This window comes from Microbacterium sp. EG9 (assembly GCF_059759475.1).
Genome location: NZ_CM186217.1, coordinates 2,706,484 through 2,718,821 on the forward strand (window position 1 = coordinate 2,706,484; position 12,338 = coordinate 2,718,821).

The window sequence follows — 12,338 nt, forward strand, 5'->3', positions numbered from 1 at the left end:
GCGCGACTTCTAGACTTCTCCACATGAGCACCCCCGACGCCGCGGCATCCGCTCGGCGCACCCCCGCGACGCACGCCGTCCCGGTGCACAAGGTGCTCAACAACAACGTCGTGATCGCCGTCGACGAGTCGGGGCGGGAGCGCGTGCTGATGGGACGGGGGCTCGCCTTCGGGTTGAAGCCGGCCGACGTGCTCGACCCCGCCAAGGTGGAGAAGACGTTCATCCTCGACACCGGCGCGGACGGCGAGCGGGAGCGGCGCCTGCTCACCGACGTCCCGTATCCCATCGTCGAGGCCGCCACGCGGGCGGTCGACGAGGCCGAGCGCCGACTCGGCCGCGATCTGGGACGGCGGTTCACGATCGCCGTCATCGACCACGTCGCCTACGTGATCGAGCGGCTGGACAAGGGGATGCGGATCACCACGACCTCGATGCCCGAGCTTCGCGTGCTCCACCCCCAGGAGTTCGCCGCCGCCGAGCACATGGCGGGATCGATCGCGACGAGCCTGGACCGCGAGCTTCCCGCCGAGGAGGCGGTGTTCCTCACGATGCACCTGCTCAACGCCACCCGCGACGAGCCCAACGGCACGGCCGCACTGCTGTTCCGCCGCGTGCAGCACGTGGTCGAGGTGGTGGAGCACTCCCTCGGCGTGCGCCTGGACGTCGACGGCCCCGACTACGCGCGGTTCATCCTGCACGTGCAGTTCCTGCTGCAGCGGCTCGTGAGCCGCACCATGCTCGCGAGCGGCGACACCTCGTTCTTCGAGTTCGCCAAGCACAGCTACCCGCGCTCGTACGCCATCGCCGAGGAGGTCAAGGCGTACGTCGGCGGCGCGACCGGGTCGGAGCTGACCGACGAGGAACTGCTGTACCTCATCGTCCACGTCGAGCGCCTGAAGAGTCAGATCGCCCCTGGCGCTGAACCCGACCCTGTGGTAACTTGATCGCAGATCCCTGGATCGTTACCGCATCAGCGGGCGAAACCTGGACTCACCGAGAGCTTCGGCACTCATCGAGTCCAGGTTTTTTTGTTGCCCGGGCAGAGGTGCCCGGGCCTTCCACACACAAGGAAAGGCGAATCCGATGGCGGATTACGCGAAGACCGCGGCCGGCGTGCTCGCCGGCGTCGGCGGCGAAGACAACGTCAGCTCGCTCGTGCACTGCGCGACACGTCTGCGCTTCGTCCTCAAGGACGAGAGCAAGGCGGATGCCGCGGCGGTCAAGGCCACCCCGGGCGTCATCACCGTCGCCCAGGCGGGCGGCCAGTACCAGGTGGTCATCGGCAACGACGTGCCCGAGGTGTTCGCCGAGATCGGCAAGGTCTCCCGCTTCGGCGGGGGTCACGACGCCGCGGCCGAGGACACCGGGCCGAAGGGCAACCTGTTCAACCGGTTCATCTCGATGATCTCGGCGATCTTCACCCCCGTGCTGTGGACCCTCGCCGGCACCGGCCTGCTGAAGGCGTTCCTGTCGGCCGCCGCCACGTTCGGCTGGATCGACGCCACCTCCTCGACCTACCTCGTGCTCAACGCGCTCTCGGACGCGTTCATCAACTTCCTGCCGATGGTGCTCTCGATCACCGCGGCGCGCTACTTCAAGGCCAACGAGTGGACCTCGCTCGCGATCGCCGGCGCCCTCGTCTACCCGACGGTGGTCGCGGCGAACGGAGCCCCCGACCTCACGTTCTTCGGCATCCCCTTCACGATGGTGAGCTACGTCTCGAGCGTCATCCCCATCATCATCGTCGTGTGGCTGCAGTCGCACGCCGAGAAGTTCCTCTACGCGAAGCTCCCCGCCGCGATCCGCCGTTTCGTCACCCCGATGATCGTCGTGCTCATCGCCGTGCCGCTGGTGTTCGTCGTCATCGGCCCGATCTCCGACCTGCTCTCGCAGGGCGTCGGCAACGCGGTCAGCTGGGTGTGGGATGTCGCCCCGTGGGCCGGCGGCGCGATCATGGGCGGCCTGTGGCAGGTCTTCGTCATCTTCGGTCTGCACTGGGGCCTCGTTCCCGTCTTCCAGGTGGAGTTCCAGACGACCGGCCAGATCCTGCTGCTCGGCCCCGTGTTCGCGGCCGTCCTTGCGCAGGCCGGTGCCGTCGCGGGCGTGTGGGTGCGTGCGCGCAACAAGAACCTCAAGTCGCTCGCCGCCCCCGCCACCCTGTCGGGCTTCCTCGCGGGCATCACCGAGCCGGCGATCTACGGCCTCAACCTCCCCCTCAAGCGGCCGTTCGCCTTCGGCATCGTCGGCGGCGCGATCGGCGGCGCGATCATCGCCCTCGGCGGCGTGTTCTCGAAGTCGTTCGTCGTCCCCTCGGGTCTGGCCGTGACCGGGCTGCTCGGCAACGGCAACATGGTGATGCTGGGCCTCGGCCTGCTCGTGGCGATCGTGCTCCCGTTCCTGCTGGTCGTGCTCATCGGCTTCAAGGAGCCCGCCGAGGACGCCGCGACGGAGGCTCCGGCCCCCGCCGCCGCCAACGACGTCACGGTGCTCTCGCCGATCGACGGCACCGTCATCCCGCTCACTGAGGTGGCCGACGCCGCCTTCGCCGACGGCGCGCTCGGTCAGGGCGTCGCGATCCAGCCGCGCTCGGGCGCCGTGTACGCCCCGTTCGACGGCACCGTGGTCGCGGCCTTCCCGACCGGCCACGCGTTCGGGCTGCGCCACGCCGACGGCACCGAGGTGCTGATCCACATCGGCCTCGACACCGTCAAGCTCGGCGGCGCGCACTTCTCGGTGAAGGTCACGACCGGCCAGCAGGTGTCCGCCGGCGATCTGCTCGTCGAGTTCGACGGCGACGCCATCGAGAAGGCCGGGTACGACCTCACCACCCCGGTCATCGTCACCAACCCCGACCTCTACCCGGCTGTCGCGGATGCCGCGTCGGGCCCGATCGCGCACGGCGAGCCGCTGTTCACCGCGGTCTCGGTCGACTCGGTCGCGGCGACGAAGTGACCCCCGGCGACGTAAGGAGAACCACCATGACCACCACCGCACCCGCCTTCCCCGACGGCTTCCTCTGGGGCGGCGCCACCGCCGCCAACCAGCTCGAAGGCGCCTACGACGCCGACGGCAAGGGGCTGTCCGTCCAGGACGTCATGCCCCGGGGCATCGTCGGCCCCCGCACGGCCGCGCCGACGCCGGACAACCTCAAGCTCGTCGGCATCGACCACTACCACCGCTACGCGGAGGACATCGCCCTCTTCGCCGAGATGGGGTTCAAGACGTACCGGTTCTCGATCGCGTGGAGCCGCATCTTCCCGAACGGCGACGAGACCGAGCCCAACGAAGCGGGACTCGCGTTCTACGACCGCCTCCTGGACGAGCTGGAGAAGTACGGCATCGAGCCGCTCGTGACGATCTCCCACTACGAGACGCCGCTGCACCTCGCCGAGACGTACGACGGGTGGACCGACCGCCGCCTCATCGGGTTCTACGAGCGCTACGCCCGCACGCTCTTCGAGCGCTTCGGCGCCCGCGTGAAGTACTGGCTGACGTTCAACGAGATCAACTCGCTCCTGCACGCCCCCTTCATGTCGGGCGGCATCAACACGCCGAAGAACGAGCTCAGCGAGCAGACGCTCTACCAGGCCATGCACCACGAGCTGGTCGCGTCGGCACGCGCCACCCGCATCGCGCGGGAGGTCGCACCGAACGCGCAGATCGGCTGCATGGTGCTGTCGATGCCGGTCTACCCGCTGACCCCGTCGCCCGCCGACGCGCTGGCGGTCATGGACTTCGACCACTCGAACCTGGTCTACGGCGACGTGCACACGCGCGGCGCCTACCCGGGCTACTTCCTGCGGACCCTCCGCGAGAAGGGCATCGAGCTGGAGATCACCGACGAGGACCGCGAGGATCTCCGCAACACGGTCGACTTCGTGTCGTTCAGCTACTACATGTCGGTCGCCGCGACCGCCGACCCCGCCAAGAAGGTCGCCGGTGAGGGCAACATCATGGGCGGCGTGCCCAACCCCACGCTCGAGGCGAGCGAGTGGGGCTGGCAGATCGACCCCGTGGGGCTGCGCATCGTGCTCAACCAGTTCTGGGACCGGTGGCAGAAGCCGCTGTTCATCGTCGAGAACGGTCTGGGCGCGAAGGACGAGCTGGTCGAGATCGACGGCGTCAAGACGGTCGCCGACGACTACCGCATCGCCTACCTGAACGACCACCTGGTGCAGGTCGGCGAGGCGATCGCCGACGGCGTGGACGTGCTCGGCTACACGACGTGGGGCTGCATCGACCTCGTCTCGGCATCCACCGCGCAGCTGAGCAAGCGCTACGGCTTCGTGTACGTCGACCGCAACGACGACGGCTCCGGCACGCTCGACCGCCACAAGAAGAAGTCGTTCGCCTGGTACGCCGAGGTCATCCGCACGAACGGCGGTGCGCTGAGCGCATGACCCGTGCGATCTTCCTCGACGTCGACGGGACGATCCTGCAGGACGGACGGCACATCCCGCCGTCCGCGGTCGAGGCCATCCGCGCGGCCCGCGCTCGGGGACACCTGGTGTTCCTGAGCACGGGCCGCGGGACGGCGGAGCTGCACGCCGAGCTGATGGACATCGGCTTCGACGGCGCCGTCACCAACGGCGGCGCCTTCGCCAGCCTGGGCGAGCGGATCGTCTCGGCGACGCTGTTCACGCCGGAGGAGGTGGCGCGCCTGCGTGACTATCTGGCGAGCACCGGCCTGCACGGCTACTTCCAGTCGTACGACGGCCTGTTCGCCTCGGAGGGCCTGGCGGAGCTGCTCGCGGAGCGGTTCACGGCGGCGGGCTTCCCGTCCAAGTCGTTCCACGACGACGCTCAGGTCGACGACACCCTCATCGCGAAGCTCGTCTTCCTCACCGACGACGAGGATGCCGCCGCCCGCGCGCTCACCGAGCTCGCGGAGGACTTCGAGGTCGTCGGCGGGACCATCCCCGTCGCCTTCGCCGCCTCGGGCGAGGTCGCGCCGCGCGGCGTGCACAAGGGCGCGGCGATCCAGGCGCTGCTGCGCGAGCTCGACCTCGACCCGGACGACGCCGTCGGCATCGGCGACAACTGGAACGACGCGGAGATGTTCGCGGTCGTGGGCACCTCCATCGCGATGGGAAACGCCGTCGACGGCGTGAAGGCGCTGGCCGATCAGGTGACGACGGCGATCGACGAGGACGGTCTGCGCACCGCGTTCCGCCGCAACGGGCTGATCTGACGCGGTCGTACACTGACGCCATGGTGCCGTTCGACAACCTCCTGGCGTTCACGCTGGCCGCCCTCGTCCTGATCCTCATCCCGGGCCCGGCGGTGCTCTTCTCCGTCGGTCGCACCCTCGCACTGGGACGCACCGGCGGGCTGCTGAGCGTCGCCGGGGTGAGCCTCGCGCTCATCCCGATCGTCGCGCTCGTCGCCGTCGGGGTGGGCGGTGTCGTGGCGCAGTCGGTGGTGCTGTTCACGGTGCTGAAGATCGCGGGCTCGCTGTACCTCGTGTACCTCGGCATCCAGGCCATCCGTCACCGCAAGGATGCCGCGAGCGCTCCCGATCCGACCCGGCTGCCCACCGGCCACGGCCGACAGCTCTGGCAGGGCTTCGTCGTCGGCATCACCAACCCGAAGACCATCGCCTTCTTCGTCGCCGTCCTCCCGCAGTTCGTCGACCTGCACGCCGGATCGGTGCCGCTGCAGCTCATGGAGCTGGGCGTCGTGTTCGCCGTCCTCGCCCTCGTCTCCGACTCGATCTGGGTGCTCGCCGCCGCCGCGGCGCGCGCCTGGTTCGCCCGCTCGCCGAAGCGCATCGAGAGACTGACGGCGACGGGCGGTGGGCTCATGATCGGCCTGGGCGGCATCCTGCTGGTGACGGGCCCGAAGCACTGACGGATCCGGGGACAATGGAGGGGTGACTCCTCCCCCTTCGCGCCGCCGGATCGTCTTCATCGACATCGACGGGACCATCCTCGAACACGGGGCCCGGATGTCCCCCTCCACGCCGGTCGCCATCGCGACCGCCCGCGCGAACGGCCACCTCGTCTACCTCTGCACGGGACGATCGGCCGGCGACATCAACCCCCGCGTCCGCGAGATCGAGGTGGACGGTGCCATCACCAACGGCGGGGCGTTCGCCGTGCGCGGCGACGAGCAGATCGTGGCCCACCTCATGCCCCGTCCGCTCGTGGACCGCATGGTCGCCTACTTCGAGGAGCAGGGCGCGCACTACTTCCTGCAGACCGATCGCAGCGTCTACGTGAGCCCCGGCGTGCTCGAGCACGCGCAGCGCTTCCTGCGCGCCCACCCGCCGGTCGACCCGCGCGGCGAGCACGCGGCGGAGACGGAGGATCTGGCCCTGCTGAACCACTACCGTCCGCTCGACGAGGTCGACCTCGACACGGTCGTGAAGGCGACGTTCCTCAGCACCGCGAGCGACACGCTGTCGCGCGCGGCCGAACAGCTCGGCGACGAGTTCCACGTCATCCCGGGATCGATCCCGCTGCCCGGGGGCTCGAACGGCGAGATCTGCCAGCAGGGCGTCAACAAGGGCGCGGCGATCCTCGAGGTGCTGGAGGTGCTCGGCATGGATGCCGCGGACGCGGTCGGCATCGGTGACAGCTGGAACGACGTCGAGATGTTCCAGGTCGTGGGCACCGCCGTCGCGATGGGCGGCGCCGATCCCGAGCTGCAGGCGATGGCCGATCTGGTCACCACCGGCGTGCTCGAGGACGGGGTCGGCAACACGCTGGCCCGCCTCGGCCTGATCTGACCGGGGTCGCTCTCCCCCGGTCGTTGAGCGAGGAGCGCAGCGACGAGTCGAAACGCAGAGGAGCGCAGCGACGAGTCGAAACGCAGAGGAGCGCAGCGACGAGTCGAAACGCCGAGCTCAGAGGAAGATGTCGGGGAACAGCTCGTCGTCGGGCGTGCCCGGTGTCGCCGCGTAGCGGGAGAAGTCCGTCACCCCAGCCTCCCGCAGCACCTGCTCGACGATGAGCGTCTGACCGGTGCGCTCACGCGCCGGGCGGATCAGCACCTCGTACGCGGCGTCGACGTAGACCTCGGGCGTGCGGCTGACCTTCATCATCCGGTCGCCGCCGAGCGCGAACTGCACGGCCGCCGTCGCGATCGTCGTCTCGGGCCACAGGGTGTTCGCCGCGATGCCGTCGCGCGCGAACTCCGCGGCGATCCCCAGCGTGGCCATCGTCATGCCGTACTTCGCCAGCGTGTAGCCGGTATGGGCGCCCAGCCAGCGCGGCGTGATGTTCAGCGGCGGCGACAGCGACAGGATGTGCGGGTTCTCGGCATCCTTGAGGATCGGCACCGCCGCACGGCTGAGCATGAACGTGCCGCGGACGTTGACGTCCTGCATGAGGTCGTACTTCTTGGCGGCGAGCTCGATCGACCCCGACAGGTCGATGACCGACGCGTTGTTGACGACGATGTCGATGCCGCCGAACTCCCCCTGCGTCTTCAGGACGGCGGCCGTGATGTCGTCGTCGTTGCGCACGTCGCCGACGATCGGCAGCGCCCGACCGCCCGCGGCCTCGATCGCCTCGGCGGCCGAGTGGACCGTGCCCTCGAGCTTCGGATGCGGGGTGTCGGTCTTGGCCAGGAGGGCGATGTTCGCGCCGTCGCGGGCGGCGCGCAGTGCGATCGCGAGGCCGATGCCGCGGCTGCCGCCGGACATGAGGATGGTCTTGCCGGCCAGTGTCATGCGTGTCCCCTGTCGTGCGTGGTCTTGGCGGAGGCCGCGGCGAACGCGGCGACGCGCGCTGCGGCATCCGGGGTGTCGAAGCTCGCGCCGATGGTGCGCGCCTCATCGTCGAGGTTGTCGGCGAAGCGGCGGCGCGCGCCGGCGCGCACGAGCCGCTTGGCTTGTCCGAAGGCGGCGGTCGCGCCGTCGAGCCAGAGGCGCGCGATCTGCTCGGCGCGGGCGGCCGGGTCGTCCGCGACCTCGGTGACCAGCCCCCACTCCAGCGCCGTCGCGGCGTCGATGGTCAGGTCGTCGAGGAGCATCCGCAACGCGCGGGTCTGCCCGATCGCCGCCGGCAGCAGCGTCGAGACGCCGAGGTCGGGGGTGAGGCCGATGTTCGCGTACTTGCTGACGAAGCGGGCACGGTCGCCGGCGACGATGTAGTCGGCGGTCAGCATGAGCCCGAGTCCGCCGCCGGCGACGGCGCCCTGCACCGCCGCGACGATCGGGATCCCGGACTCGACGAAGGTGCGGATGCCGTCGTGGATCACGTGCGCCATCGCGGTGATGTCGGCGCCGCTCGAGCCGGAGGCGGCCATCTCGACGACATCGCCGCCCGCGCAGAACGCCGGGCCCGCGGCATCCAGGAGCACGGCGCCGACCGACGGGTCCGCCGTGATCTCGTGGGCGAGGTCGCGCCAGCGCGTGCCCATGTCGAAGCCCATCGCGTTCAGCGATGCGGGCCGGTTGAACGTGAGCCGCGCGAGCGCGCCGTCGCGGGTGTGGATGATCGAGGCGGTCATTTCGGCGCCATCCGGATCGCGCCGTCGAGGCGGATGGTCTCGCCGTTGAGGTAGCCGTTGCGGACGATCTCCGCGACGAGGCTCGCGTACTCGTCGGGCCGGCCGAGGCGGGCGGGGTAGGGCACCTGCTGACCGAGGCTCTGCTGCGCCGCCTCGGGCAGGCCCGCGAGCATGGGCGTCTCCATGATGCCGGGGGCGATCGTGACGACGCGGATGCCGTGGCGCGCGAGCTCGCGGGCGATCGGCAGCGTCATGGCGTGCACACCGCCCTTGCTCGCGGAGTAGGCGGGCTGGCCGATCTGCCCGTCGAAGGCCGCCACCGAGGCGGTGTTGACGATGACGCCGCGATCGCCGCCGTCGGTGGGCTCCGTCTTCGCGATGGCGGCGGAGGCCTGCGCGATCACGTTGTAGGTGCCGATGAGGTTGACGCGCACGATGCGCTCGAAGTGGGCGAGGTCAGTGGGGAGGCCGTCGCGGTCGAGCACCTTGGCGGGTGGGGCGATGCCGGCGCAGTTGACGACGACCCGCAGCGGCCCCTGCGCGGCGGCCGTCTCGACGGCGGCGGCGATCTGCGTCGGGTCGGTGACGTCGGCCGCCACGAAGGTGCCGCTGAGTTCCGCGGCCCGCTCGGCCCCGGCAGAGGCGCCGAGATCGACGATCACGACGTGGGCGCCGGCGTCGCTCAGACGGCGGGCGGTGGCGAGGCCGAGGCCGCTGGCCCCGCCGGTGACGAGCGCGGATGCGCCGGCGATGTCCATGGATTCTCCTTCGAAGTCCGGGCCGCTCCCGCCGCTCAGCGACGAGAGGTGCTACTGAGTGCCAGCATACGCGGTACCAGGTGTCAGCACGCTCTCTCAGTGCGCTCGGAGGATCTCCCCCAGCCGTGCCAACAGCTCGTCGGGACGGGCGAGCAGCACGCGTGCCTCCGGCGCGGCGACCAGGTGATCGACGAGGCGCCGGGCCACCGCGGCATCCCGCCGCCGATAGCCGGAGAGGTAGTGCGGCGTCGCTCGCCACTCCAGGACCGCCCCGTCGTCGGTGGTGACCCGGACGGGAAAGGTCGGCGTCTCGGCTATCTCTCCCGACGAGCCGCCGAAGATGCCCTCGATCAGCGGCACGAGGGTGTCGCCGAGCGCGGGATGCGGCCACCACGTCGTCGGCACCTCGGCGACGACCGCCCGCACCTGCGCCCAGGGCACGAAGCCCGCGGGCGCGTCGCCGAGCGCGGGCTGCAGGCCGTCGGCGCGCAGGCGGACATGGCGGGCCGCGGCATCCCCGAGGGCGACAGCCGGCCCGTCGGCGTCGTCGAGAGCGGTGAGCACGCCGACACGGCGGGCGACAGAGGTGGGCACAGCCCATCTCACCATGGACGCCGCGGCGGGCGCGAGAGGCAGGATGGATGCCGTGCCGAGCGCCTGCGGTTCTCCCGCCACCTCTGGAACGCGACCTGACCGCCCCGCGCCGATACGCGAAATCGGGGCCGCATGCGGTGGTGAAGCCTCACGAGAGGCGACCGCATGCGACCCCGATCAGGCTATCGCGCTGAGCGAGATCAGTTCACGTCGGCGTCCACCCAGTCCATCGACTTCGTGACGGCCTTCTTCCACAGTCGCAGCTGGCGCTCGCGCTCGGCGACGTCGTCGTTCGGCGTCCAGCGCTTGTCCTCCTGCCAGTTCGCCCGCAGCTCGTCGAGGTCGTTCCAGAACCCCACGGCGAGCCCGGCGGCGTACGCGGCGCCCAGCGCGGTCGTCTCGGCGACGACGGGACGCACGACCGGGACGCCCAGGATGTCCGCCTGGAACTGCATGAGCGTGTCGTTGGCGATCATGCCGCCGTCGACCTTGAGCTCCGTGAGGTCGACGCCGGAGTCCGCGTTGACGGCATCCAGCACCTCGCGCGTCTGGAAGGCGGTCGCCTCCAGGGCGGCGCGGGCGATGTGGTTGCGGTTCGCGAAGCGGGTGAGGCCGACGATGGCGCCACGGGCGTCGGGACGCCAGTAGGGCGCGAACAGGCCCGAGAAGGCGGGCACGAAGTACACGCCGCCGTTGTCCTCCACCTTCGCGGCGAGCTCCTCCACCTCGGGCGCGGACGAGATGATGCCCAGCTGGTCGCGCAGCCACTGGATCAGCGAGCCGGTGACGGCGATCGATCCCTCGAGGGCGTAGTGGGCCGGCTCGTCGCCCAGCTTGTAGCCGACGGTGGTGAGCAGGCCGTTCTCCGACTTCACGATCTCGGTCCCCGTCTGGAAGATGAGGAAGTTGCCGGTGCCGTAGGTGTTCTTGCTCTCGCCCGCGTCGAAGGCCGCCTGGCCGAACGTCGCCGCCTGCTGGTCGCCGAGGATGCCGGCGACGGGGGTCTCCCGCAGCAGCGACGTGTCGCGCGCCTCGCCGTAGACCTCGCTGGAGGAGCGGATCTCCGGCATCATCGAGCGCGGCACCCCGAAGTCGGCGAGGATGTCGTCGCGCCATGCGAGCGTCTTCAGGTCCATGAACAGCGTCCGGGAGGCGTTGGTCACATCCGTCGCGTGCACGCCGCCGTCGGGACCGCCGGTGAGGTTCCACAGCACCCAGGTGTCGGTCGTGCCGAAGATGAGGTCGCCCGCCTCGGCCTTCTCGCGCGCCCCCTCGACGTTCTCGAGGATCCACACGATCTTGGTGCCCGAGAAGTAGGTCGCCAGCGGCAGGCCGACGATGTCCTTGTACCGGTCGACGCCGGCGTCGCCGGCGATCCGGTCGACGATCGGCTGGGTGCGGGTGTCCTGCCACACGATCGCGTTGTAGACGGGGATGCCGGTGTTCTTGTCCCACACGACGGCGGTCTCGCGCTGGTTGGTGATGCCGACCGCCGCGATGTCGTGCCGGGTGAGGTTGGCGCGACCGAGGGCGATGCCGATGACCTCGCGCATGTTGTCGCGGATCTCGATCGGGTCGTGCTCGACCCAGCCGGCGCGCGGCATGATCTGCTCGTGCTCCTTCTGGCCGACGGAGACGATCGAGCCCTTCTTGTCGAACACGATGGCGCGGCTGGAGGTCGTGCCCTGGTCGAGGGCGATGATGTACTCACTCATGAGGTGACGTCCTTGTCTGGGTGTGGATGGGGATCAGGCGTGGGCGAGGTGGAGCAGGACCGGAGCGGCGAGCGCGGCAAGCGTACCGCCGACGAGCGGACCGACGACGGGGACCCACGCGTAGGACCAGTCGCTGGAGCCCTTGCCCTTGATCGGCAGCACCGCGTGCGCGATGCGGGGGCCGAGGTCGCGGGCGGGGTTGATGGCGTACCCGGTGGGGCCGCCGAGGGAGGCGCCGATGCCGACCACGAGGAGCGCGACGGGCACGGCGGTCAGCGGGCCGAGGGCGCCGGGGACGCCGATCTGGACGTCGCCGTAGTCGGCGAACGCGAAGATGACGAACACGAGGACGAAGGTGCCGATGATCTCGGTGATGAGGTTCCAGCCGTAGGAGCGGATCGCGGGGCCGGTGGAGAACACGCCGAGCTTGGTCGCCGCGTCGGGCTCCTCGTCGAAGTGCTGGCGGTAGGCGAGCCAGCACAGCACCGCGCCGATGAACGCGCCGACCAGCTGGGCGGCGATGGCGACGAAGAACTGCGCGACACCGATCTTCCCCCCGATCAGCAGGGCGATCGAGACGGCGGGGTTCAGCTGCGCGCCGGAGTAGGACGAGACGAGGACACCGGCGAAGACCGCCAGACCCCAGCCCCAGTTGATCATCAGGGTGCCGCCGCCGAATCCCTTGGATTTGGCGAGGATGACGTTGGCGACCACGCCACCGCCGAGCAGGAGCAGCATCGCCGTCCCGACGAGCTCTGACACGAAGTAGAGCCCGAGATTGATGTCGTGCATGTCAGCATTGACCTTTCTGCAT

Annotated in this window: 12 protein-coding genes; 6 read left to right on the plus strand and 6 right to left on the minus strand. The window is 70.1% G+C overall.

The annotated features are described in order from the left end of the window. Positions 1 to 23 precede the first annotated feature (23 nt). The 6 genes from AC6CQV_RS12690 to AC6CQV_RS12715 all read left to right on the plus strand — a co-directional run bounded on the left by AC6CQV_RS12690 (position 24) and on the right by AC6CQV_RS12715 (position 6,730). Positions 24 to 944, plus strand: a complete 921-nt coding sequence (locus AC6CQV_RS12690; RefSeq protein ID WP_082734122.1) for a PRD domain-containing protein — start codon at positions 24 to 26, stop codon at positions 942 to 944. 139 nt (positions 945 to 1,083) lie between these two features. Continuing rightward, positions 1,084 to 2,952, plus strand: a complete 1,869-nt coding sequence (locus tag AC6CQV_RS12695; protein WP_498259657.1) for a beta-glucoside-specific PTS transporter subunit IIABC — start codon at positions 1,084 to 1,086, stop codon at positions 2,950 to 2,952. A 26-nt stretch (positions 2,953 to 2,978) separates the two neighbouring features. Then, positions 2,979 to 4,400, plus strand: coding sequence for a glycoside hydrolase family 1 protein (locus AC6CQV_RS12700; protein ID WP_498259658.1), 1,422 nt, complete (start codon positions 2,979 to 2,981; stop codon positions 4,398 to 4,400). Then, a complete protein-coding gene (locus AC6CQV_RS12705; RefSeq protein WP_101305424.1) occupies positions 4,397 to 5,191 on the plus strand; it encodes a Cof-type HAD-IIB family hydrolase in 795 nt (264 codons plus the stop codon). The genes AC6CQV_RS12700 and AC6CQV_RS12705 overlap by 4 nt, the downstream gene beginning before the upstream one ends. Positions 5,192 to 5,211: 20 nt before the next feature. Then, on the plus strand, positions 5,212 to 5,850 hold the full coding sequence (locus tag AC6CQV_RS12710; protein WP_101305423.1) for a LysE family translocator: 639 nt from the start codon (positions 5,212 to 5,214) through the stop codon (positions 5,848 to 5,850). 22 nt (positions 5,851 to 5,872) lie between these two features. Further along, positions 5,873 to 6,730, plus strand: a complete 858-nt coding sequence (locus tag AC6CQV_RS12715) for a Cof-type HAD-IIB family hydrolase (RefSeq protein WP_498259659.1) — start codon at positions 5,873 to 5,875, stop codon at positions 6,728 to 6,730. 117 nt (positions 6,731 to 6,847) lie between these two features. Here AC6CQV_RS12715 and AC6CQV_RS12720 read toward each other — a convergent pair whose 3' ends face one another. The 6 genes from AC6CQV_RS12720 to AC6CQV_RS12745 form a co-directional block, all read right to left on the minus strand. After that, complete coding sequence (locus AC6CQV_RS12720; protein ID WP_498259660.1) at positions 6,848 to 7,675, minus strand: SDR family oxidoreductase; 828 nt, start codon at positions 7,673 to 7,675, stop codon at positions 6,848 to 6,850. Next, a complete protein-coding gene (locus AC6CQV_RS12725) occupies positions 7,672 to 8,457 on the minus strand; it encodes an enoyl-CoA hydratase/isomerase family protein (protein WP_498259661.1) in 786 nt (261 codons plus the stop codon). Before AC6CQV_RS12725 ends, AC6CQV_RS12720 begins: the two co-directional genes overlap by 4 nt. Next, positions 8,454 to 9,215, minus strand: a complete 762-nt coding sequence (locus AC6CQV_RS12730) for an SDR family NAD(P)-dependent oxidoreductase (protein WP_498259662.1) — start codon at positions 9,213 to 9,215, stop codon at positions 8,454 to 8,456. Before AC6CQV_RS12730 ends, AC6CQV_RS12725 begins: the two co-directional genes overlap by 4 nt. A gap of 96 nt (positions 9,216 to 9,311) precedes the next feature. Then, complete coding sequence (locus tag AC6CQV_RS12735; RefSeq protein ID WP_498259663.1) at positions 9,312 to 9,809, minus strand: hypothetical protein; 498 nt, start codon at positions 9,807 to 9,809, stop codon at positions 9,312 to 9,314. Between the two features lie 200 nt (positions 9,810 to 10,009). Then, positions 10,010 to 11,524, minus strand: a complete 1,515-nt coding sequence (gene glpK / locus AC6CQV_RS12740) for a glycerol kinase GlpK (RefSeq protein ID WP_060959287.1) — start codon at positions 11,522 to 11,524, stop codon at positions 10,010 to 10,012. 33 nt (positions 11,525 to 11,557) lie between these two features. Continuing rightward, positions 11,558 to 12,316: an MIP/aquaporin family protein gene (locus AC6CQV_RS12745; protein WP_060959286.1), complete on the minus strand. Its 759-nt coding sequence runs from the start codon at positions 12,314 to 12,316 to the stop codon at positions 11,558 to 11,560. Positions 12,317 to 12,338 lie beyond the last annotated feature (22 nt).